At 68.8% G+C, this 22670-nt stretch carries 22 protein-coding genes; 9 read left to right on the top strand and 13 right to left on the bottom strand.

The genetic code is table 11. From position 1 onward, the window contains the following. Positions 1–92 precede the first annotated feature (92 nt). The 3 genes from IAE24_RS15200 to IAE24_RS15190 all read right to left on the bottom strand — a co-directional run bounded on the left by IAE24_RS15200 (position 93) and on the right by IAE24_RS15190 (position 2957). Complete coding sequence (locus tag IAE24_RS15200; RefSeq protein ID WP_170962090.1) at positions 93–596, bottom strand: GlcG/HbpS family heme-binding protein; 504 nt, start codon at positions 594–596, stop codon at positions 93–95. Between the two features lie 160 nt (positions 597–756). Next, positions 757–1398: a response regulator transcription factor gene (locus tag IAE24_RS15195; protein ID WP_013804314.1), complete on the bottom strand. Its 642-nt coding sequence runs from the start codon at positions 1396–1398 to the stop codon at positions 757–759. Further along, positions 1395–2957, bottom strand: coding sequence for a sensor histidine kinase (locus IAE24_RS15190; protein ID WP_199961050.1), 1563 nt, complete (start codon positions 2955–2957; stop codon positions 1395–1397). The genes IAE24_RS15195 and IAE24_RS15190 overlap by 4 nt, the downstream gene beginning before the upstream one ends. A 73-nt stretch (positions 2958–3030) precedes the next feature. Between IAE24_RS15190 and IAE24_RS15185 the strand changes: the two genes are divergently transcribed. From IAE24_RS15185 to IAE24_RS15175, 3 genes are all read left to right on the top strand, one after another. Continuing rightward, positions 3031–4023, top strand: coding sequence for a cation diffusion facilitator family transporter (locus IAE24_RS15185; protein WP_199961049.1), 993 nt, complete (start codon positions 3031–3033; stop codon positions 4021–4023). Further along, positions 4020–4490 carry a D-aminoacyl-tRNA deacylase gene (gene dtd / locus IAE24_RS15180; protein ID WP_199961048.1) on the top strand — a complete coding sequence of 157 codons (471 nt, stop codon included), beginning with the start codon at positions 4020–4022 and terminating at the stop codon, positions 4488–4490. The genes IAE24_RS15185 and dtd overlap by 4 nt, the downstream gene beginning before the upstream one ends. Positions 4491–4612: 122 nt before the next feature. Then, positions 4613–6388, top strand: a complete 1776-nt coding sequence (locus tag IAE24_RS15175) for a dipeptidase (RefSeq protein WP_199961047.1) — start codon at positions 4613–4615, stop codon at positions 6386–6388. Between the two features lie 126 nt (positions 6389–6514). Here IAE24_RS15175 and IAE24_RS15170 read toward each other — a convergent pair whose 3' ends face one another. Further along, positions 6515–6910, bottom strand: a complete 396-nt coding sequence (locus IAE24_RS15170) for a hypothetical protein (RefSeq protein WP_199961046.1) — start codon at positions 6908–6910, stop codon at positions 6515–6517. A gap of 127 nt (positions 6911–7037) precedes the next feature. Between IAE24_RS15170 and IAE24_RS15165 the strand changes: the two genes are divergently transcribed. Further along, a complete protein-coding gene (locus IAE24_RS15165; protein ID WP_199961045.1) occupies positions 7038–7400 on the top strand; it encodes an Arc family DNA-binding protein in 363 nt (120 codons plus the stop codon). Positions 7401–7428: 28 nt separating this feature from the next. On the opposite strand, the gene IAE24_RS15160 is transcribed toward IAE24_RS15165, so the two are convergent. Together IAE24_RS15160 and IAE24_RS15155 are read right to left on the bottom strand one after the other, a co-directional pair. Next, positions 7429–8187 (bottom strand): sulfite exporter TauE/SafE family protein, encoded by a 759-nt coding sequence (locus IAE24_RS15160; RefSeq protein WP_012203149.1) that lies wholly within the window; start codon positions 8185–8187, stop codon positions 7429–7431. Between the two features lie 190 nt (positions 8188–8377). After that, complete coding sequence (locus tag IAE24_RS15155; RefSeq protein ID WP_047472503.1) at positions 8378–9322, bottom strand: LysR family transcriptional regulator; 945 nt, start codon at positions 9320–9322, stop codon at positions 8378–8380. Positions 9323–9440: 118 nt separating this feature from the next. On the opposite strand from IAE24_RS15155, the gene IAE24_RS15150 reads away from it, so the two are divergent. From IAE24_RS15150 to acuI, 3 genes are read left to right on the top strand one after another with little or no spacing between them, the layout of a single operon-like run. Continuing rightward, entirely contained in the window at positions 9441–10412 is a 972-nt protein-coding gene (locus IAE24_RS15150; RefSeq protein WP_013804299.1) for a tripartite tricarboxylate transporter substrate binding protein, read from the top strand. Positions 10413–10434: 22 nt separating this feature from the next. Then, complete coding sequence (locus tag IAE24_RS15145; RefSeq protein WP_199961044.1) at positions 10435–11691, top strand: CaiB/BaiF CoA transferase family protein; 1257 nt, start codon at positions 10435–10437, stop codon at positions 11689–11691. 41 nt (positions 11692–11732) lie between these two features. Continuing rightward, entirely contained in the window at positions 11733–12719 is a 987-nt protein-coding gene (gene acuI, locus IAE24_RS15140; RefSeq protein WP_099751873.1) for an acrylyl-CoA reductase (NADPH), read from the top strand. Positions 12720–12743: 24 nt separating this feature from the next. Here acuI and ybeY read toward each other — a convergent pair whose 3' ends face one another. Together ybeY and IAE24_RS15130 are read right to left on the bottom strand one after the other, a co-directional pair. Then, the gene (ybeY, locus tag IAE24_RS15135; protein ID WP_063328018.1) at positions 12744–13202 is read right to left on the bottom strand and encodes an rRNA maturation RNase YbeY; all 459 of its coding nucleotides are present in this window, start codon (positions 13200–13202) and stop codon (positions 12744–12746) included. Positions 13203–13278: 76 nt separating this feature from the next. After that, positions 13279–14250, bottom strand: coding sequence for a PhoH family protein (locus IAE24_RS15130; RefSeq protein ID WP_012203155.1), 972 nt, complete (start codon positions 14248–14250; stop codon positions 13279–13281). 125 nt (positions 14251–14375) lie between these two features. On the opposite strand from IAE24_RS15130, the gene ruvA reads away from it, so the two are divergent. Beyond that, entirely contained in the window at positions 14376–14948 is a 573-nt protein-coding gene (ruvA, locus tag IAE24_RS15125) for a Holliday junction branch migration protein RuvA (RefSeq protein WP_199961043.1), read from the top strand. Between the two features lie 7 nt (positions 14949–14955). Continuing rightward, positions 14956–16041, top strand: a complete 1086-nt coding sequence (gene ruvB / locus IAE24_RS15120) for a Holliday junction branch migration DNA helicase RuvB (RefSeq protein ID WP_199961042.1) — start codon at positions 14956–14958, stop codon at positions 16039–16041. A 7-nt stretch (positions 16042–16048) separates the two neighbouring features. On the opposite strand, the gene IAE24_RS15115 is transcribed toward ruvB, so the two are convergent. The 5 genes from IAE24_RS15115 to IAE24_RS15095 form a co-directional block, all read right to left on the bottom strand. After that, complete coding sequence (locus tag IAE24_RS15115) at positions 16049–16765, bottom strand: MgtC/SapB family protein (RefSeq protein ID WP_012203158.1); 717 nt, start codon at positions 16763–16765, stop codon at positions 16049–16051. Positions 16766–16805: 40 nt separating this feature from the next. Next, a complete protein-coding gene (mgtA, locus tag IAE24_RS15110; RefSeq protein WP_199961041.1) occupies positions 16806–19565 on the bottom strand; it encodes a magnesium-translocating P-type ATPase in 2760 nt (919 codons plus the stop codon). Between the two features lie 18 nt (positions 19566–19583). Then, on the bottom strand, positions 19584–19994 hold the full coding sequence (locus IAE24_RS15105; RefSeq protein WP_199961040.1) for a hypothetical protein: 411 nt from the start codon (positions 19992–19994) through the stop codon (positions 19584–19586). Between the two features lie 214 nt (positions 19995–20208). Next, entirely contained in the window at positions 20209–20445 is a 237-nt protein-coding gene (locus IAE24_RS15100) for a hypothetical protein (protein ID WP_012203161.1), read from the bottom strand. A gap of 252 nt (positions 20446–20697) precedes the next feature. Then, the gene (locus IAE24_RS15095; RefSeq protein WP_199961071.1) at positions 20698–22572 is read right to left on the bottom strand and encodes a lysoplasmalogenase family protein; all 1875 of its coding nucleotides are present in this window, start codon (positions 22570–22572) and stop codon (positions 20698–20700) included. Positions 22573–22670: the final 98 nt, after the last annotated feature.

Raw genomic sequence — 22670 nt, 5'->3', positions numbered from 1 at the left:
GCGAGGGGGCGCGTGCGGCTGTCGAGCCTCCGGGGCGGCCGTGGCGGCCTGTCTTTTTTTTGCAGCGCCGCATCACGTGCGACGCGGCTTCTTTACTTGAGCAGGTCCTGCACCTGGCCCAGTGCAGCCTGGGCGCACTTGTCGTCCAGATGGCCGCCGGGCGCGCCACCGATGCCCACGGCGCCGATCACCTCGTTGCCCACCTTCACCGGCAGGCCGCCGCCCAGCAGCAGGTAGCCGGGAATGTTCACCAGGTTGGCGGCGCCGGGGTTCTTCTGCGCGCCTTCCATGATGGCCAGCGTGCTGTTCTTGGCCGAGGCAGCCGTATAGGCCTTCAGGCGGCTGGCCTCCAGCGTGTGGGGGCCGGCATTGTCGGCACGCTGCACGGCGCGCACGGTGCCGGCACGGTCCACCACTGTGGCGGTGACGGCATAGCCGTCGGCGGCGCAGGCGGCCACGCTGCGTGCGGCGATCTGGTTGGCCAGCTCCAGCGACATGTTCTTTTCCGTGCGCACGGCCTCGGCCTGGGCGGCGGTGGTGATCAGGCCCAGGGTCAGGGCAGCGAGGGTGGCGAGCTTGGTGGCGTGGCGTTGCATGGTCTTCTCCTTGGGGGTCGGTACGGCCCGGGCCACAAGCCCGGACGACATGCATGCACTGTAGAAAATGCCGCCGCCGCGCACCATTCGGACGGCTACGCGCGGCGCTGCGTAGAAATACGGAGAAGCCAGGCGCGCTGCTGGGCGAGGAGGTGGCGCTTCAGGCGCCTGCCGCCGTGTCCGCCAGGCTGGCGTAGCGGCGTATGAGCTGGGCCAGGCTGGGCGCCTCCAGCTTGGCGAAGAGGTTGGCCCGGTGCGTTTCCACCGTGCGCGGCGACAGCTCCAGGCTGCGGCCTATCTCCTTGTTGGTCAGGCCCTGAACGATCAGCGCCAGCACCTCGCGCTCGCGCGCCGAGAGCTGGGCGAAGCGCTGTTGCGCATCGCGGTCGGCCTGCTGGCGTTCGCGCGACTGCACATGCTGGCGCACGGCGCCTTGCAGCGCGTCGATCAGCACTTCGTCGTCCACGGGCTTTTCCAGGAACTCGGCCGCGCCGGCCTTGAAGGCGCGCCGGCACATGTCCACCGTGCCATGGCCGGTGAGCATGATCACGGGCTGGTCCACGCCCTGCTCCACCAGCCGGCCCAGCAGGGCCAGTCCGCCGATGCCGGGCATGCGCACGTCCATCACGATGGCGCCTATGCCCTGGCGGTCCAGCCCTTCGAGAAAGGCCAGCGGATCGGCCCAGCACTGCACGCGCAGGCCCACGGTGCCGATCAGCAGGGCCAGGCTGTCGCGCACGGCCTCGTCGTCATCGACCAGATGGATCAGCGGGGACAGGTCTTGGGCAGGCGCGGCGGTCATGGGTTCGGTGGTGGTGTGGATGCGGTGGGGGCGGCGCGTGCCGTGGATGCATTGGCGCATGCACTGGCGCACGCCGCAGGCAGCAGCAGCTCGAAGCGGGCTCCGCTGCCCGGTCCCGAGGCGGCCAGCTCCAGGCTGCCGCCCATGGATTCGGCCAGGCTCTGGCTCAACGTCAGGCCCAGGCCCAGCCCCTGGGCGCGGCCCGTGGCAAACGGGGTGAACAGGCGCTGGCGCATCTCGGGCGCCACGCCGGGTCCGCTGTCCTGCACCGCCACCAGCAGGCGGGTATCGCGTCGTTCCAGCTCCACCCGCAGATGGCGTGTTGCGGGCGGCTGCTCGTGCATGGCCTGCAGCGCATTGACCAGCAGGTTGTGCAGTATCTGCTGCACGGCCACGGGGTCGGCCTGGGCGGCGGGCAGATCGGCGGCCTGCACTTTCATCTGCACCTTGACCTGGACCTGGCGGCGCCGCAGCTCGGGCTCCAGCAGGTAAAGCGCTTCGGCAACGGCCTGGTTCAGATCCAGCGGCTCGGCCTGGGGCGCAAGCCCCGGTTGCTCCACCAGGCGGCGCAGCCGGCCTACCACGGCGGACGCGCGCTTGGCCTGCTCGGCCGCCTGCGTCATGGCCTGGCGGGCGGCGTCCATCTCGGGCGGGTCCTCGGCCAGCAGGCGGCGCGCGGCCTGGCTGTTGGACAGCACGGCCGTCAGCGGCTGGTTCAGCTCATGCGCCATGCCTGCGGCCAGTTCGCCCAGCGTATTGAGCCGCGCCACCTGGCCCAGCTGCAGCAACTGCTCGGCGCGGCGGCGGGCCACGCGCTGGCGCAGCAGGGCGCGCAGCGCTGCCATGGCCAGCGCACAGCCCAGGGCCCAGCCCAGCATGGCCGTCCAGGGCAGCACCGAGGCGTCCAGCGGCTGGCGCAGGTACAGCACCAGCGGCTGGCTGGGTGAGGCCAGGGTCTTGCTCACCTCCCAGGACCATGTGTTCCAGCCTGGCGAGCCGGTGCTGCCTGGCTGGATCAGGAATTCCTGCCCGCCCAGCGCCAGCCAGGCGCGTACCGGACTGGTGGCCGGTGGCATGGGCCATTCGTCGGCGGGAATGGTGGCTCGCAGGTCCAGCAGCAATGCATAGCTGGCCGGCAGCCCGGCCTGCACCAGGTACAGGCGGCCCCGGGTGAGATCGGCCAGGGCCAGTTCGGCATGGCCGCTGGCCTGGGAGCGGCGCTCGGCCTCGGCCATGCCGTGCGGCCAGGGCTCGGGCCAGGACTCGCCTGCGGCGGCCGAGCGGCGCGCCACATCCAGCACCTGCGGATACAGGCGCGGCAACTGCTTCCACGAGGCCTGGTCGGGCGCGGGCTGGCGCGGCTGCAGCAGCGCCAGCGTGCCCAGGATGGCATCGTGCTGCACCATGCGCTGGCTCAGCAGCCGGTGGGCAATGCGGGCATCGGTATCGAAGACCTCGCGCAGCGACTGCAGGCGCCCATGCGCCAGCCAGGCCGCGCCGCAGCCTGCGGCCACGGCCCAGGCCAGCACCCACCATGCCGCATGTCGCCACCAGTTCATGGCGCGGATTCTGGCATGCGCATCGCATGCGCAGTGGTCTAATCCACGGCACCCCCACCTATCGCAGCGCAGCATGGCCGAGTCCACTCCATCTACCGCCAACGCACCCGACTGGATGGCGCCGCACAGCCTGCTGCGCATCTCGGTGGTCGTGGCGCTGCTGACCATCGTGCTCAAGACCCTGGCCTGGTGGCTCACGGGCTCGGTGGGCCTGCTGTCGGACGCGCTCGAATCCTTCGTCAACCTGGCCGGTGCCGTGTTCGCGCTGACCATGGTCACCATCGCCAAGCGGCCGGCCGACACCGATCATCCCTATGGCCACCACAAGGCCGAGTACTTCTCTGCGGGCTTCGAGGGCATCCTGGTCATCGGCGCCAGCCTGGCCATCGCCTGGGCGGCGCTGGCGCGGCTGTGGAACCCGCAGCCGCTGGAGCAACTGGGCTGGGGCCTGGCGCTGTCCGTGGTCAGCTCGGCCCTCAACGGCCTGCTGGCCGTGGCCATGCTGCGCTCGGCGCGCCAGCACCGCTCCATGGCGCTGGAGGGGGATGCCCGCCACCTGCTCACCGATGTCTGGACCTCGGCCGGCGTCGTCATCGGCCTGATCGGCGCATCGCTCACGGGCTGGCTGTGGCTGGACGCGGCTGTGGCCATAGGCGTGGCGCTCAACATCTGCGTGCAGGGCGCGCAACTGGTCTGGCAGTCTTCCCAGGGCCTGATGGACCAGGCGCTGGACGCGCCCGAGCGCCTGCGCATCGACGCCGTTCTGGACCGCCATGCGCACCGCGAGCATGGCGTGGCCTTCGACAACATCTCCAGCCGGCGTGCCGGAGAGCGCAGCTTTGCCGACCTGCACATGCATGTGCCCGGCGACTGGAGCGTGGCCCGCGCCGCGCGGCTGCGCACCGAGATCGAGGCCGAACTGCTGCAGGCCGTGCCCGGCCTGTACGCGCGCATCGAGCTGCTGCCCCTGGGCATGCAGACCGCCATGGAAGCCGCCATCGAGGCGGCAGGCCAGGCGGACACTCCTTCCCCATCCACCGACAAGAAACCGAACCCCGAACCATGATCAGCATCCTGCAGCGCGTGAAACAGGCGCGCGTGGAAATCGACGGCCAGGTCGCCGGCAGCATAGGACCCGGCCTGCTGGCCCTGGTCTGCGCAGAGCGCGGCGACACCGAGGCCGAAGCCGACAAGCTGCTGGCCAAGATGCTCAAGCTGCGCATCTTTGCCGACGACGCGGGCAAGATGAACCGCAGCGTGCAGGACCTGGACGGGCAGGGCGCCTGCGGGGGCCTGCTCATCGTCAGCCAGTTCACGCTGGCGGCCGACACCGGCGGCGGCAACCGCCCCAGCTTCACGCGCGCCGCGCCACCGGCCGAGGGCGAGCGCCTGTACGACTACATCGTGCAGCGGGCGCGCGCCCTGCATCCCGTCGTGGCCACGGGCCGCTTCGGCGCCGACATGCAGGTGCACCTGCTCAACGACGGGCCCGTGACCATTCCGCTGTCGATAGCTCCGGCCACCGCGGCATAGCGCGCCGCAGACCTGCTGTTCTGGGGCGGATTCTGGCGCGATCTGCGAGCACGTCCTGGCCGGAAAAGCCCTGCAAAGCCCGTATTCTTGCGGCCTCAGCATTCATCGACAGACCGACGACCATGAAGAACCATCCGTTCAAAGCCTCCACCCTGGCCCTTGCCATGAGCATGGCCCTGGCGTGGAGCGGCGCGGCCGGCGCCGACACCCTCAGGAAGCCCGCGCTGGACGCGCTGGCCCAGGCGCAGCCGGCACCCACCGATTTCGCCAGCTTCCTGAAGCAGGCCGCAGCCGCGCAGCCTGCCATCGCCCAGGCCGTGCAGCGCCATGCCGCAGGCGCCGCGCTCACGGGGGATGAACTCAACCACATCGCCCGCCTGCTGGGCCTGTACACGCGGCTCACGCAGGAGCAGGCCGTGCTGGCCAGCATCGAGCGCATGGTCGCCCTGCCCACGGTGCGCGACCCCAAGGTGCCGCCCCATGAAAGCCCGGCCATCCTGGCTTTTGGCGAACTGGTGCAGCAGATGGCCAGGGACTTCGGCCTGCAGTACCGCAACGTGGACAACCGCATCTTCGAGGTCACCCTGCCTGCGAACACCGCGAGCGCCTCGAACTCGGGCACCGATGAATTCGGCATCCTCACCCATGCAGACGTCGTCCCCGTCGTCCCCGCCGAATGGGTGCTGGATGGCCAGGCCATCGACCCCTTCAAGGTCACGCGCGTGGGCGACAAGCTCTACGGGCGCGGCACCATCGACGACAAGGGCTCCATCGCCACCGTGCTGTTCGCCATGAAGGCCGTCAAGGACAGCGGCCTGCCCCTGTCGCGCGGCATTCGGCTCATGATCGAGACCACCGAGGAAACCGGCGGCGACGCCATGAAGTACTACCAGGGCAAGACCACGCTGCCCGCCTACAACATCGTGCTGGACAGCAAGTACCCAGCCGTCGTCGCGGAAAAAGGCTCGGGCGCGCTCAAGGCCGTGTTCGACGACGTGAAGGCCGACCCCGCCCAGCCCGCCATCACCGCCATGGCCGGCGCCGCCTCGGCCAACGCCATTGCGCAGACTGCCACCGCCACCATCACGGCCGGCGACGAAGCCGCCATCGAAGCCATCGCCGCGCGCTTGCAGGCGGCCAAGGGTGACTTCACCACCAGCTATGCAGGGCAGGGCGGGCCGTTCACCATCGACATCCAGCGCAGCGGCACCGCAGCCACCGTCAAGGTCACGGGCACCTCGGCCCACGGCTCGCGCCCTGAGGAAGGCGTCAACCCCGTGCCGCGCCTGACGCTGTTCCTGCAGCAGGTGCTCATGCCCACCGATGGCGTGGCCCTGGTCCAGCCCAATGCCTACAGCAACGCCCTGCGCTACATCAACGGCGCCTTCGGCCTCGACTACTTCGGCAAGCAGCTGGGCGTTGCCTATGCCGACGACTTCATGGGCCCGCTGACCCTGTCGCCCAACCTCATCAAGGCGGCAGACGGCAAGCTGGAAGTCACCACCAACGTGCGCATGCCGCGCGGCAAGACGCCCGAGCAACTGCGCACCGAAGTCGAGCAACGCATCACCCGCTGGAGCGCGGCCGCCAAGGTCCCCCTGACCCTGCAATACACCCAGGGCAACTGGATGGCGCGCGACCCCAAGGGCGCCTGGCTGTCCACCCTGCTCAACATCTTCGGCGACACCACGGGCCTGGACGCCAAGCCCGTGCCCACGGCCGGCAGCACCACGGCCAAGCTCATGCCCAACGCCATCAACTTCGGCCCTGCCATGCCCGGCAAGAAGTACACGGCGCACAACGCGCTCGAATACAAGGAACTGCCGGACCTGCGCGCCGACATGCAGATGTTCACGGAAATGCTGGTGCGCATCGGGAATCTGAAGCAGATGCAGTGACACTCTCCGGCTATTGAAATGCGAAAGCGCCTTGTGAAAGCAAGGCGCTTTTTTTCGTCCACTTCCGCCCAGTCATTCGACACATGAAAGCCGACCGCCCTGGATGCGGCACAGGCCTGCCTGCCCTCAACCTTCCGGGCCATGCTCCGCGTATTCCACAAAGGACGGTGCTTCATCAAACAGTTGCAAGAGCAGTTTCAGGTGCCGGGCGTAGAGGCTCTGTGGCCGGCGGAAGGACTTGGCGGCGAGGGCGATGGCTGCGCGGGCGAGGTACCACTCGTTGTCGAATTCGCTGGCGTCCTCGAATACCTTGTGCCGAATTTGCCGGATGTGATTCAGCGCCAGGTCTGCGGCCAGGTCCACCTCTACATCCGCGTCATGCCAGTCCATGTCGGCACAGCGTGTTTCGATCAGGGCAACCAGCCCCATCTCTGCGCGGGCAATGGACAGGGCGATCATTTGCTGCATGGTGGGCCAGGCAGCGGTGTCTACTGGGTGCGACTGCTTGGACGTGGCATCCATGTCGATAACTCCTCCCGATTCGGTATTGGTGCGTGGTGAGCCACTATGAATCTATTAGATATCTTTGATTGTTTGATGTCAAATAGATTCTTTGTCATGAATCTTTCTGATGTCCAGAATCTGGCGGATGACTGACAAGCAAGTGCCGTCCTACCCGTTGCGTATGCCTGTGGAGCTGCGTGAAAAGCTCACCCTCGTTGCCAAGAACAACAATCGCAGCGTGAACGCAGAAATCATTGCGAGGCTGGAGAGCAGCCTTGACGCAACCGGCGCCAAAGCAGACTTTGGAAAGGATGTGGCCGTTCGGTCCGCGATGGCGGCGTCGCTTGCGGATGTGGCCGTTTTGACGCTGACCCAGGATGATTCATGGAAAGAGGACGTCGCACGCAGGGTTGCTGAAAGCCTGCGTGCAATGCCATTGGTGTCTGCTGAGACAGCACCGGTGGATGCACAGCCGCCAAAGAATAGGCAGCGGCCAAGGAAGGCCTGAGCAGCGGCCCTTCTTCAAAAGCCCCGCCTCACTGCCTCCAGAAAAACACCCCCGCCATCACCAGCCCCGTCAGCACGATGCCTGCGCGCAGCCATTCGGGCGGGATGCGGCGCGCCAGGCGGGCGCCGCCGTAGCCGCCTGCGGTGGCGGCAATCATCATGACCAGGGCCTGTTCCCACTGCACGACGCCGCCGGCCGCATAGATGGCGACGGCAATGGCCGTGAGCAGGGCGGAGACCAGGTTCTTCATGCCGTTCATGGCATGCAGCCTTGTCTGGCCCAGCAGGCCGAACAGGGCCAGCAGCAGGATGCCCAGGCCGCCGTTGAAGTAGCCGCCGTAGATGGCCACGGCCAGCATGCCGGCGCCGGCCTTCAGGGGCGATGCATGGGCGGCATGCTCGGCGCTGCCGCGTGATGCCATGCGCCTGAGCTGGGGCGCGAAGGCGAACATGGCGGTGGCGGCCAGCAGCAGCCAGGGGACGACCTTGCGGAACAGGTGGTCGGGCGTGACCAGCAGCAGGGCCGCGCCCAGCGAGCCGCCGATGAGCGACAGCACGATCACGCCGCGCATGCCCAGGCCGGGCGGCGGCTCCATGTCCTGGCGAAAGCCCCAGGCACCGGCCATGTAGCCGGGCAGCAGGGCGACGGTGCCGGTGGCGTTGGCGGCCACGGGCGGCACGCCGGTGAAGACCAGGGCGGGCAGGGTGAGGAAGCTGCCGCCCCCGGCAACGGCATTGAGCGCGCCGGCCACGAAGGCGGCGCTCATGAGCAGGGCGATGTCCCACATGGGTGTTGTCTCCTCCTGGGGCCGGGCATCGGCAGGCCGCCGTGGCCTTGCGCGGCCAGGCCGGTGTTATAGGTCGAGGCCGATCTTAGTGCCGGACCATCGGCCGGGCTGTCGCACCGGCATGTCGGCGGGGTCAGGGCTGCTTTGCGCAAAAGGACAGGATCGCGCCGGCGTGGTGGCCGCCTGGCGACTAGGGCGGCTCCACCACCGGGCCGGGCAGGCCCAGCGTGGCGCGCAGCAGTGCGACGCGTGGGTTGGCGACGGCGCTGCGGTAGATCAGCGCCACGGGGCCCATGGAGATGGCAGGTGTGACATGCACCCTGCGCACCCCCAGCGACCGGGGCGAGGCCTGCAGCGTGGAGTCGGGCACGGCGCTGAGCCCCAGGCCGGCCCGGACCAGTTGCAGGTTGGTGAAGGGGCTGGTGGATTCGATGACGGGCGTGGGCGCGATCACGCCTTCGCGGCGGAACACCTCTTCCATCATGCGGCGCAGCATGGAGCTGCGCGTGGGCAGGATCCATCGCTGGCGCGCCAGCTCCTCCCAGCGGTTGCTGCGCGCGTGGCCTGCAGGGTGGTCCGGCGGGGCGATGACGGTGAAGCCGGTGTCGAACAGTTTTTCGTAGCGCAGCGGCTGGCCTGCAGCCTCGGGCAGCTCGGTGGGGTAGCTGGTGATGAGGGCATCGAGCTGGCCGTCCAGCAGGCATTGCACAAGCAAAGGCACGCGTTCTTCCTTGAGCTGTACACGCACATGGGGCTGCTGTGCGGCCAGGTCCGCCAGTACGCCGGGCAGGTAGCCCTGTGCCACGAAGGGCGGGGTGCCGATGCGCAGCAAGGTGATGGCCGGTTGCTGGGCGGTCTCGCTGCCCAGATGGCGCAGCTCGGCCAGCAGCATGGCCGCGCCGCGGATGGCGATCTCGCCCTGGGCCGTGGGTTCGAGCCCGCGCGCATTGCGCAGGAACAGGGTCACGCCGAAGGCCGCCTCGATCTCGCCCAGGGCCTTGCTCAGCGCGGGCTGGGTCAAATGCATGAGGCCGGCCGCGGCGCGCAGGCTGCCTCCCTGGTGCAGGGCCAGCAGGAGCTGCAGGTGCTTGAAGCGCAGCCGCGACAGCAGGCGTTGCGGGTCGAAGTCGTGCATGTTCCCGGGGGTGGAGTGATTACCGGAGGTTTGCCATCCATCCAAACATATCACTATTGGAAATGGGCCTGCCGTTCTATCGTGACCCCACGACGACAAGCGACAAGGAGACAGGACCATGGACAGACGCGTCTTTCTGGCAGGCAGCCTGGCGGCTGCCGCGCTTCCGCTGGTGCGGGCCAGCGATTTTCCGAGCCGGCCGGTGCGGGTGATTTCCCCGTATGCGGCGGGCGGGGGGCCTGATGTGCAGTTGCGCCAGGCCGGCCCGGTGCTGGGGGAGATTCTGGGGCAGTCCATCGTGATCGAGAACAAGGTGGGTGCGGCCGGCGTGCTGGCCGCGCAGTATGTGGCGCAGCAGCCCGCCGATGGCTACACCTGCCTGATGGGCTCCAACACCCACCTGATCCAGAAGCTGCTGCAACCGGGCCTGCGCTTCGACCCCATCGGCGACTTCACGCCCGTCAGCAACCTGGCCTCATCGCCCACGGTGCTGGTGGTGCGTGCCGATGCGCCCTGGCGCACGGCCCGGGAGCTGATCGCGGGGCTGAAGGCCCAGCCGGCGCAGGCCAACTACGGCTCGGGCGGCATAGGCACTTCGGCCCATCTGGCGGGCGCCACGCTGGCCTCGCTGGCGGGCCTGCAGGTCACGCACATACCGCTCAAGGGATCGGTGGAGATTGCGGCATCGCTGATCCGCGGCGATACGCAGTATGCGTTTCCGGTGGCGGGCACCGGCATCCCCCAGGTGCAGGGCGGCAAGCTGCGGGCCCTGGCGGTGACCAGCCGCAAGCGCCTGGCGCAGCTGCCCGAGGTGCCCACGCTGCAGGAGGTGCTGGGCAGCGAGCTGGCGGTGCAGGAGTCCTGGTTCGGGCTGTGGGCTCCGGCCAGGACGCCCCCTGCCGTGGTCGAGCGCCTGCACGCCGCCGTGCGCCAGGCCGCCGCCCAGCCAGCGCTGCGCGCCTCGTTCGAGGCTGTCGGCAACGAGGCCACGGCCAGCGCTTCGCCGCAGGCCTTCGCCGATTTCGTGCGCAGCGAGAACCGCAAGTGGGCCGCCATCATCGAGCTGGCCGGCATCACCGCCAACAGTTGAACCAGGGAAAGGCAAGACGGGTATGGACAAGCCGCTGCAAGGAGTGCGCGTCATCGACATGTCGCATGTGATCGCGGGGCCGCTGGCCTCGCACTACCTGGCCCAGCTCGGGGCCGAGGTCATCAAGGTCGAGCCCACGCGTGGCGAGGTCATGCGCAACAGCCGGGCGCCCGGCGAGCCCGGGGGCGGCATGCCTTCGGGCTTCGTGGCGCTCAATGCGGGAAAGCGTTCGCTGTCGGTGGACATCCGCCAGCCCGAGGGCGCGGACATCGTGCGTGCCCTGGCGCGCACGGCCGATGTGTTCATCGAGAACTTCCGCCCCGGCGTGGTGGCGCGCCACGGCCTGGGCTACGAGGACATCCGGGCGGTGCGTCCCGACGTGGTGTATTGCTCCATCTCGGGCTTTGGCCAGCAGGGCGAGTGGGCCGGGCGGGGCGCCTATGACCATGTGGTGCAGGCGCTCACGGGCATGATGATGATGGCGGGGGGCGACGAGGAAGCGCCGCCCGTGAAGGTGGGCTTTCCCGTGATCGACGTGGCGGTGGGCATGCTGGGGGCGCTGTCGGTCACGGCGGCCCTGCACCAGCGCAACGCCCGGGCGCCTGGCGAGCGGCTCAGCCAGCGCATCGATGCCTCCATGCTGCAGGCCTCGCTGATGCTGATGTACCCGCATGCCTGTACCTATCTCACCCACGGCGTGGAGCCGCGGCGCGTGGGCAACCGGGGCTATACGGGCAGCCCGGCGGCCGACACCTACCGGTGCGCCGACGGCTGGCTGTCCACGGCCGCCAATACGCCGCAGCAGTTTCGCAGGCTCGCCAGCGTGCTGGGGCTCGATGCCCTGTGCGAGGACGCCGCGCTGCTCGACCTCGATGCCTTCAACGCGCCCGAGGGCGGCTTTGTCGCCGCGCGCGATGCGTCCGCGCTGCAGCGGCTGCAGGCATGTCTGGCCGAGGCCTTCGCCGCACGCAGCGCACGGGACATGGAAGCCCGGCTCAACGCCGTGGGCGTGCCTGCCGCCAGGGTGCGGCGCCTGGGCGAATTCCTGGGCGAGGCCCGCGCTGCCGGCACCGTGTCACCTGTGAGCTATGGCGCCGGCGGCGCTGCGGTGGACACTCCGGGACTGGGGTTCCGGTGGATGGATGCCGAGCCCCTGCCGGGTGCGCCGGCCCCCGCCTTGGGCGATGGCAACCTTGCGCTGCTGCGGGAACTGGGGATGGCGGACGAGGCCATCGCCCGCCTGTGCCGCAGCGGCGTGCTGGGCGCGCCGCAGTCCTGATTGCCTTTGGATTCCTTTGCCACTGCCTTGCTGGAGACCCCATGTTCAAAGCCTTGCTGCTGACCCAACCCGTACCGCGTGAAACCCGTGCCGAGTGTGTGGAGCTGGACGAAGCCAGCCTGCCCGCCGGCGCGGTGCGCGTGGCCGTCTCGCATTCCACGCTCAACTACAAGGATGCACTGGCCATCACGGGGCGTTCGCCCGTGGTGCGCCAGTTCCCCATGGTGCCGGGCATCGACCTGGCCGGCACGGTGCTGGACAGCGAGGACGCGCGTTTCCAGCCCGGCGATGCCGTGCTGCTCAACGGCTGGGGCGTGGGCGAGACCCACTGGGGCGGGCTCGCCCAGCAGGCGCGCGTGAACGGCGACTGGCTGATCCGCCGGCCCGAGGCCTTCAGCGCACGGGATGCCATGGCCATAGGCACGGCCGGCTATACGGCCATGCTGTGCGTGATGGCGCTGCAGGCGCATGGCATCACGCCCTCCAGCGGCCCCGTGCTGGTGACGGGGGCCAATGGCGGCGTGGGCAGCATTGCCGTGGCCCTGCTGTCGCGCCTGGGTTTCGAGGTGCATGCCGGCACCGGGCGGCCCGAACAGGCCGAGCACCTGAAGGCGCTGGGCGCGGCGCGGATCGTGGAGCGCAGCAGCCTGGATGCGCCCGGCAAGCCGCTGCAAAAGGAGGTCTGGGCGGCGGCCGTGGACAGCGTGGGCAGCCATACGCTGGCCAATGTGTGCGCCAGCCTGCGCTACGGCGGCTGCGTGGCGGCCTGCGGACTGGCCCAGGGGCTGGACCTGCCGGCTTCCGTGGCACCGTTCATCCTGCGCGGCGTGTCGCTGCTGGGCATCGACAGCGTCTATGCGCCGCAGGCGCGGCGCGAGCAGGCCTGGGCGCGGCTGGCCGCCGAACTGCCGCGCGAGGTGCTGGAGCGCAATACCGAAGAGGCGGGCCTGGCCGATGCGGTTGCGCTGGCGCCCAGGCTGCTTGCCGGCCAGGTGCGCGGCCGGATCGTCATCGATACGGCGCGCTGAGGCCCGCGCGGGCCCTGGTGCCGCCTACTTGGCGTAGGGGTCGGCAAAGCCCAGCTCGACCATGATCTCGGTCTCGTAGGCTTCCATTTCCTCGGCGTCCTGCTCGCTGGTTTCATGGTCCCAGCCCTGGGCATGCAGCGTGCCATGCACCAGCAGGTGGGCGTAGTGCTCCTCCAGCGTCTTGTTCTGCTCGCGCGCCTCGCGCTCGACCACGGGGGCGCACAGCACCAGGTCGGCCATGGCGGTGGGCTCCTGCTGGTAGTCGAAGGTCAGGACGTTGGTGGCGTAGTCCTTTTGCCGGTACTCGCGGTTGAGCTGCTGGCCTTCATCGGCGTCGACGATGCGCACGGTGATTTCGGCATCGACGGCCAGGGCGTGGCGTATCCAGCGTGTGACCTTGCTGCGGGACAGCACGGCGCGGTGGACGGGCGCCTCGGCAAAGCGCGCGAATTGCAGGGACAGTTGCAGTTGGTTCAGGGACATGGGGGAGTGCGTGGGCGTGAGCTTGGGCTTGTGCTTTGGAGCGCCCGTGGGCGGGCGTCTGCTGTGGCTGTCGGGATCAATGCGCGGCAAGGCGCGGTGCGGCACGGCGCGCAGGGGCCTGGCCGCGTGCGTCGTAGGCGTCCACGATGCGGGCCACCAGCGGGTGGCGCACCACGTCGGCGCTGGTGAAGTGGTTGATGGCGATGCCCTTGACGCGCTTCAAGACGCGCTCGGCATCGATCAGGCCGCTCAGGGCGCCCTTGGGCAGGTCGATCTGGCTGACGTCGCCCGTGACCACGGCGCGGGCGCCGAAGCCTATGCGCGTGAGGAACATCTTCATCTGCTCGGGCGTGGTGTTCTGCGCTTCGTCCAGGATGACGAAGGCGTTGTTCAGCGTGCGCCCGCGCATGAAGGCCAGCGGCGCGATCTCCAGCACATTGCGCTCGAAGGCCTTTTGCACCTTCTCGTAGCCCATGAGGTCGTAGAGAGCGTCGTACAGCGGGCGCAGGTAGGGATCGACCTTCTGCGTGAGGTCGCCGGGCAGGAAGCCCAGGCGCTCGCCTGCCTCCACTGCGGGGCGCGTGAGCACGATGCGCTGCACGGCGCTGCGCTCCAGCGCGTCCACGGCGCAGGCCACGGCCAGGTAGGTCTTGCCGGTGCCGGCCGGGCCGATGCCGAAGGTGATGTCGTGGCGGGCGATGTTCTCCAGGTAGGCCGACTGGTTGGCCGTGCGCGCGCGCAGGTCGGGGCGGCGCGTGGACAGCTGGATGGCGTCCTGGGGCTGCTCGATGAGTTCGGTGTCACCGGCCAGCATCAGTTGCAGGGAGTCGTCCAGGATGGGGTCGTCGGCCATCTCGTAGAGGGCCTGCAGCAGCTCCAGGGCGTCGTTGGCCTTGGCCTTGGGGCCGTCGATCTTGAATTGCTCGTGGCGGTGGGCGATCTTGACGCCCATTGCGATCTCGATGGTGCGCAGGTGCGCGTCGGCCGGGCCGCAGACGTGGCTCAACCGGTTGTTGTCGTGGGGTGTGAAGGTGTGGCGCAGGATCACGCGGATAATTCCAGAGATTCCGGGCGGCGGCCAGCGCGAGGGCGTGGTGCCATACCCTGTGAATGGGCCGGCGTTCGGTTGCGGACGGGCATGAAAAGCCGCCCCCAGGGCGGCAAAGGACACCAATGATAGGCAAATTGACAGGAACGCTGCTGGAAAAAAACCCGCCCGAGGTGCTGGTGGACTGCGGCGGCGTGGGCTACGAGGTGCAGGTGCCCATGAGCACCTTCTACAACCTGCCCGCCAGTGGGGCCAAGGTCAGCCTGCTGACGCACTTCGTGGTGCGCGAGGATGCGCAGCTTCTGTACGGCTTTGGCACGCACAGCGAGCGCCAGGCGTTCCGCGAGCTGATCAAGATCAGCGGCATCGGCCCGCGCATGGCGCTGTCGGTGCTCAGCGGCATGAGCGTGGAGGACCTGGCCCAGGCCGTGACGCTGCAGGAGGTGGGCCGCCTGGTCAAGGTGCCGGGCATCGGCAAGAAGACGGCCGAGCGCCTGCTGCTGGAGCTCAAGGGCAAGATCGGCGCCGATACGGGCGCGCAGTCGCTGTTCGTGAACAACGACCAGAACGACATCGTGCAGGCGCTGATGGCGCTGGGCTATTCCGACAAGGATGCGGCCGCCGCGCTCAAGAAGCTGCCGCCCGACGTGGGCGTGACCGAAGGCATCAAGCTGGCGCTGAAGGCGCTGGCCAAGTGAGCGGCGCATGAGCATCCATACCGACGATTTCGGGCAGGGCGGCTTTGCGCAGGGGGGCTTCCCGCCCGACAAGGCCCCGGAAAAGCCGCGCATGATCTCGGCAGCGCCGGTCTCGCGCGGGGAAGAGGCCATGGAGCGCGCGCTGCGCCCCAAGCTGCTGCAGGAGTACGTGGGCCAGGCCAAGGCGCGCGAGCAGCTGGAGATCTTCATCGGCGCGGCCCGAAAGCGCAATGAGGCGCTGGACCATGTGCTGCTGTTCGGCCCCCCGGGCCTGGGCAAGACCACGCTGTCGCACATCATCGCGGCCGAGCTGGGCGTGAACCTGCGCCAGACCAGCGGCCCCGTGCTGGAAAAGCCCAAGGACCTGGCGGCGCTGCTGACCAACCTCGAAGCCAACGATGTGCTGTTCATCGACGAGATCCACCGCCTGTCGCCCGTGGTCGAGGAAATCCTCTACCCGGCGCTGGAGGACTACCAGATCGACATCATGATCGGCGAAGGGCCGGCGGCGCGCTCCATCAAGCTGGACCTGCAGCCGTTCACGCTGGTGGGCGCCACCACGCGCGCGGGCATGCTGACCAACCCGCTGCGCGACCGCTTCGGCATCGTGGCGCGGCTGGAGTTCTATACGGCCGAGGAGCTGGCGCGCATCGTGCGGCGCAGTGCAGGCCTGTTGAACGCGCCGATTGACGACGAGGGCGCCTTCGAGATCGCGCGCCGCTCGCGCGGCACGCCGCGCATTGCCAATCGCCTGCTGCGCCGCGTGCGCGACTATGCCGATGTGCGCGGCGACGGCAGCATCACGCGCGAACTGGCAGACCGTGCGCTGGCCATGCTCGATGTCGATCCCCAGGGCTTCGACATCATGGACCGCAAGCTGCTGGAGGCCGTGGTGCACCGCTTCGACGGCGGCCCCGTGGGCCTGGACAACATCGCGGCCAGCATCGGCGAGGAGGCGGGCACCATCGAGGACGTGATCGAGCCCTACCTGATCCAGCAGGGCTTTTTGCAGCGCACGCCGCGCGGGCGCATGGCGACCCAGGCGGCGTACCGCCACCTGGGCCTTCCCGTGCCGGGCGACGACGCCAGCTGACGCAGGCTCACTCCTCCGTGCCGGCGTTCCAGAAGGCCTGCAGCACGCCGGGCAGGGCCTCGATGGCGGCGATCACGCGGTCGAGCTCGTCGGAGTCCACCGAGGTGGCGTAGAGCATGGCTTCGATCTCCGTGTCCTGCGGGCCGAAGGCGTGGGTTTCCACGCCGCGCACGGGGTAGCTGGCGTTCTCCAGCAGCTCCAGCATCTGCTCGCGCACATCGCCCTGGGCGCCGCGGTGGCAGATGGCGTAGACGTAGTAGGTCGATTCCGTGGATTCGTCATCCACCGGGCGGCGGTTGATGCGGTTGACCACGGGGCGCAGCAAGGTATTGCTGGCCAGCACGAAGAGCGTGGCCAGGCCCGCCTCGGCCACCAGGCTGGCGCCCGCGCAGGCGCCCACGGCGGCCGAGCCCCACAGCGTGGCCGCCGTGTTCAGCCCGGTGATGTTGGCCCCTTCCTTCATGATGGCGCCCGCACCCAGGAAGCCCACGCCCGAGACCACGTAGGCCACCACGCGCGTGGCGCCCTCGGCCCCGCCCAGGCGCACGGCCAGGTCCACGAAGACGGCCGCGCCCACGGCGACCAGGGTGTTGGTGCGCAGCCCCGCCGTGCGCTGGCGCACCTGGCGCTCCAGGCCGATGAGGGCGCCGAACACGAAGGCCGTGGTCAGGCTGACGAAGGTGTCCAGCATGGCGCCGGGGTTGAGGTTCTGCAGGGCCTGCATGGGGTTCCGGGCTTTCCTGGTGAATGGGTTGAAGGGTGCGTCACTGCCAGCCGTAGCGGCGGATGTAGACGCGCTTGAGCAGCGTGGCCAGGCAAGCGTAGCCCAGCAATATGGCAATCATCCACGGGAAGTAGGCCGCCGGCAGCGCCTGCAGCTTGAAGTAGCCGGCCAGCGGCCCCATCGGCAGGAAGATGCCGGCCGCCATTACGGCCGCCGTGGCCAGCAGCAGCGGCCAGGACGGGCGGCTTTGCAGGAACGGGATCTTGGGCGTGCGGATCATGTGCACGATCAGCGTCTGCGTGAGCAGCCCGATGACGAACCAGCCCGACTGGAACAGCGTCTGCTGCTCGGGCGTGTTGGCGGCGAAGACGAACCACATCAGCGCGAAGGTCAGGATGTCGAACAGCGAGCTGATGGGCCCGAAGAACACCATGAAGCGGCCCAGGTCGGCCGGGTTCCAGCGCAGCGGCTGGCGCACCAGTTCGTCGTCCACGTTGTCGAAGGGGATGGCGATCTGCGAGAGGTCGTACAGCAGGTTCTGCACCAGCAGGTGCAGCGGCAGCATGGGCAGGAAGGGTATGAAGGCCGAGGCCACCATCACCGAGAACACGTTGCCGAAGTTGGAGCTGGCCGTCATGCGGATGTACTTCAGCATGTTGCTGAAGGTGCGCCGGCCCTCGATCACGCCCTGCTCCAGCACCATCAGGCTTTTCTCAAGCAGGATGATGTCGGCCGCTTCCTTGGCGATGTCCACGGCGCTGTCCACGCTGATGCCGATGTCGGCCGCGCGCAGGGCCGGGGCGTCGTTGATGCCGTCGCCCATAAAGCCGGTGATGTGGCCGTTGGCGCGCAGCGCATGCACGATGCGCTCCTTGTGCAGCGGCGTGAGCCGGGCGAACAGCTGGTGCCGTTCCACGGTCTGGCGCAGCATCTCGTCGTTCATGTGCTCGATCTGCGTGCCCAGGATGATGTGGTCTGCGGGCAGCCCCACATCGCGGCAGACCTTGGCGGCCACCAGTTCGTTGTCGCCGGTCAGCAGCTTGACGGCCACGCCGTGCGCGGCCAGGGCGGCCAGCGCCTCGGCCGTGGTTTCCTTCGGTGGGTCCAGGAAGGCGATGTAGCCGATCAGGGTCAGCTCCGACTCGTCGGCCACGCCGTAGTCGCTCTTGTGCGGCGGCACTTCCTTCATGGCCACGGCGACCACGCGCAGGCCCTCGCGGTTGAGTTCGCGCGTCACGCGGCGCACGCGGGCCAGTTGCTCCTCGTCCAGCGGGCGCGTGCCGTCGCCTTCGCGCAGCCGGGTGCAGGTGCCCAGGATCTCCTCGACTGCGCCCTTGCAGATCAGCTCGTGGTGGTGGTTGCGCTCGGCCACCACCACGGACATGCGGCGGCGCTCGAAGTCGAAGGGGATCTCATCGACCTTGCGGTAGTCCTCGGCCACGCGCATCTGGGTGTGCAGCTCCACGTGTTCCAGCACGGCATGGTCGAGCAGGTTCTTCAGGCCCGTCTGGTAGTGGCTGTTGAGGTAGGCGAAGCGCAGCGTCTCGTCGCAGGGCTGGCCGAAGGCGTCGGTGTGCCGCTCCAGCACGATGCGGTCCTGGGTCAGCGTGCCGGTCTTGTCGGTGCACAGCACGTCCATGGCGCCGAAGTTCTGGATGGCGTCCAGCCGCTTGACCACGACCTTGCGGCGCGACAGCACCACGGCACCCTTGGCCAGGGTGGAGGTCACGATCATGGGCAGCATCTCGGGCGTCAGGCCCACGGCCACGGACAGCGCGAACAGGAAGGCTTCGGCCCAGTCGCCCTTGGTGTAGCCGTTGATGAACAGCACCACGGGCACCATCACGGCCGCAAAGCGGATCAGCAGCCAGCTGACGCTGTTGACCCCGGTCTCGAAGGCCGTGGGCGCGCGGTCGTTGGAGGTCACCCGCGTGGCAATGGTGCCGAAATAGCTGCGGTTGCCCGTGGCCAGCACCACGGCCAGCGCCGTGCCCGAGACCACGTTGGTGCCCATGAACAGCAGGTTGCTGGCATCCAGCACGCCAGTGCCATTCGATGCACTGGCGTCGGCGCGCTTTTCCACGGGCAGGGATTCGCCGGTCATGGCGGACTGGCTCACGAACAGGTCCTTGGCGCTGAGCACGCGGCAGTCGGCAGGAATCATGTCCCCGGCCGACAGCACCACGAAGTCGCCGGGCACGACCTCGCGCAGTGGCACCTCGTAGCGGCGCGCCTGCTGGCCGAAGCCGCTGTGCGGGGCGTCTGCGGAGTCGGCATCTGCTGGCGCCGTGGGGCCGCCATTGCGGCGCAGCACCGTGGCCGTGCTGCTGACCATGGCCTTGAGCCGCGCGGCGGCGCGGTTGGAGCGGCCTTCCTGCACAAAGCGCAGCAGCGTGGACAGCAGCACCATGGAGGCGATGACGACCGTGGCCTTCATGTCCTCCGTGGCGTAGGAGACCACGGCCAGCAGCGTCAGCAGCAGGTTGAAGGGATTGCGGTAGCAGTACCACAGGTGCAGCCAGCCGGGCAGCGGCTTTTCGTGCTCGACCTCGTTGGGGCCGAGACGCGTGAGCGCGGCGCGGGCCTGCTCGCGGGTCAGGCCGTCCTCGCTGGAGCCGGTGCGCGCCAGCACGGCGGCGATGTCATCGCGCGAGGCGCGCAGCAGCTCGCGCGTGAGGGTCGGCGATACCGAGCGCGAGTGGTGCACGGCCGTGCCCGAGGGCAGGGCATTGCGCCGGAACAGCCCCAGGGCGTGGCGGCTGCGCAGAAACGCCTGGAACAGGTGCTTGAGGCTTTTCATGGTGACCTCCCTGGCGGCTCAGGCCTGGCTCGACCGAAGGGTGGCGCGCAGCCAGTGCCAGTTGCGCTGGCAGGCGCACAGCAGGCGGCGGCGCAGCGGCGGGCGGGTCACGGTGGCCGACTGCAGCCATTGGCGCCGGGCATGGGCAGGCAGATGGCGGTAGACCTCGGCGCGCTCCTGCGCCGCCAGCAGGGGCAGAACGTCGGCCTGCTGGCGCTGCGTGAGCGCCACGAGGGCAGGGGCGAAGAGATCGGGGCCGTGTTGCTGCAGCAGGGCGTGCAGTTGTCCGGTGTGGCGCGCCGCAATGGCGGCTTGCAGGGCCAGCTGCAGGGTGCTGGCGCGGGAGGTGTGGCTGGCGCGTGCGGAGACGGGTGCTGTGGCGGGCGTGGTTGCCGGCGTGGTGCGCAGCGCGGTGATGACGTTTTGCATGGCGGGCTTCTTTCGTTGCGGCCGAAAGAAGCCCGGCACCTATCCATCAATGGACGTGCTCGGGTCTCCCGGCCGGGGCCTTGGGATGAGGCGGAAGGGCCGCAGGCATGTGCGGCCGGACCGTGTCGGAGGGGTCAGGGCAAGATCGACTCGGATCGGGGTCCATGGGGGAACTCCTTTCTGACGAGGGGACGGACAAAGGCGCGGCGCGCGCTCAGCGCGGCTGCAGGCTCAGAAAGCTGCGGATGCGGTGCGTGGGCCAGTGGGTCTGCAGGTCCAGGTGCATGGCGTGCTCCATGGCCGAAGGAGCCTGGGCTTGCATCTGTGCCTGTGCCTTGGCCTGCATTGCTGCCTGGGAGGCAGCCACGCGCGTGCCGGTGGCGCCGGGGCAGGGCGCGGCAGTGGCAGGCTGCAGGCGTTGCATTGCGGGGCGGACGAACGGTGTGGACATGGCTTTCTCCTTGGCGAACCAGGAAGACCGCCGTAGGCAGGGCCGTCAAGCAGCGTGGGCCGGGCGCTGCTCGATGGCAGCCACACGGGCACGCGGTCAGTGATCAACAGCCATTGGAATCTTCGGTGCAGGAGCGGCGTGCCTGATGCAGGCCAAGCGCCACTGCAGCGCCGGGCGGCGCGAAGATTCCAAGGGGAAACGCAGCAATGGATGGAAGCCGACCGACATGGCCGCTCCCATCACAGGAGTCGGTCAGTCAGCCAGCAGCGAAGCCATTGCGGCGCGCTGTTTGTCACTGGTTGAACTGGCACTGTCCACGGAGGACTCCTGAAAATGCGATCCCTCGATTGTGCCTTGCGAGCTGCTTCGGGTCAACCCTGATGTCGATGCGCCACGGGCCAGCCAGCCCTGCACGATCAGCAGTTGCGCCGCGTAGTAGGTGGACAGCACGCCGGCTTGCGCGCCGTCGAAGGGCTGCACAAATCGGTTGATGGCCAGCAGCGAGTCGCTGGCCATGAAGAAGCAGGCACCCATGGCCACCTGCCAGGCCGCCTTGCCGCCCAGATGCCGAGCGCGGCCCAGGGCCTGCGCCGCCATCAGCGCAATGACCAGCACATAGGCGGCCACGGGCAGGCGCAGCGCGGCGGGCAGGCCGCCCTGCCAGAGCACGGCATACATTCCCGCGCCCAGGGCCAGCGTGGCGGCCAGCGAGGGCCGGTGCGCAAACCAGGGTGCGTCCTGGCGCAGCAGCACGATATAGGCCAGGTGGGCCAGCAGGAAGCTGGCAAGGCCCGGGATGAACAGATCGGGCAGCATCAGGAACACGTCGCCCGCCAGGGATGCCGCCAGTGCCGCGGCCAGCCAGCAGGCGCAGCGCGCGGGTTTCGCCAGTGCCGAGAAGGCCGCGCTGCCGCGCCACAGCTGCATGACGGCGATCAGCGCAAAGACCATGGTCAGCGGCTTGAACAGCCAGTGCCAGTGCAGCATGTCCAGCGCGGCGGTGGCGGTGGCCAGTGCGCCGGCCTCGATGGCCAGTGCCAGCCACAGGCTGATGCGCCCCTGCATGGCTGCGCCCAGCGCCCATTGGCAGGCCAGCAGCACGGCAAACCACAGTGCATTGCGGGCCGTCGAGGACTGGTCGGCATGCCAGAGAAACAGCGACACCCCGGCGATCAGCGCCACGAACTGCAGGCCTGCAAACCAGCGCAGGCCGCGTTCCATCCCCGGTGCGTAGAGCACGCGGTGCGCGTCCAGGTCGAAGGCCGGCCTGGGAAAGCGCTGCGCCACATCGGCAGGGCGCCATCCGGGCGGCTTGATCCAGACGCGCAGCTTGTCGCTCCAGCGCCGCGCATGCCAGCTGTCATGGATGAGTTGCCGGTACACCACGGCGTTGGCCCACAGCGGATCCCAGCTTTGCAGCAGGCCGCGCGTGCCGTAGACACAGGGCTCGCTGTCGTCCTCGGGCTTGAAGGTGCCGAACATGCGGTCCCAGACGATGAGGATGCCGCCGTAGTTCCTGTCCAGGTAGCAGTCATTGACGGCGTGGTGCACGCGGTGGTTGCTGGGCGCGCAGAACCAGCGGTCGAACCAGCCCAGGCGCCGCACCTGCTCGGTATGGACCCAGAACTGGTAGAGCAGATCGATCAGGCCCACGATGGCAAACACCAGCGGCGGCACGCCGGCCAGCGCCATGGGCAGGTAGAACAGCCAGCCCAGCAGCGCGCCCGAGCTGGTCTGGCGCAGCGCCGTCGACAGGTTGTAGTCCTGGCTCTGGTGGTGCACGGCGTGGGCTGCCCACAGCACGGCCACCTCATGGCCCATGCGGTGCAGCCAGTAGTAGCAGAAGTCATAGAGCAGCAGGGCCAGCAGCCAGCCGGGAATGCTGGTCCAGAAGGCATCGTTGCGCCACAGCGCCACATGATCGAAGGCCAGTGTGTACAGACCTATGCGCAGCAGCTGGGTGAAGACGGCGCTGGTCTGGCTGAGCATGCCCAGGCTGATGGAGCTGACGGCATCGGCCAGCCGGTAGGCATTGCGCCCGCGCCACAGGCTCACCCCCCATTCCAGCGCGATCAGCAGCAAAAAGGCCGGCGTGGCGAAGACGATGATTTGGCTGGGTGAAGGCATCATGGCCCGTCAATTCTGGACAGGGCCGTTGTGCGGCGCCTTAGGCGTGAACCCTAGGACACGGAATCACAAGGGTTGAAACGGATTGCAATAAATGG

This window comes from Delftia sp. S65, from assembly GCF_016516495.1.
GTDB lineage: Bacteria > Pseudomonadota > Gammaproteobacteria > Burkholderiales > Burkholderiaceae_C > Comamonas > Comamonas acidovorans.
The sequence above is the reverse complement of the archived record's forward strand: the minus strand, read 5'-3'. Positions and strand labels throughout refer to the sequence as shown.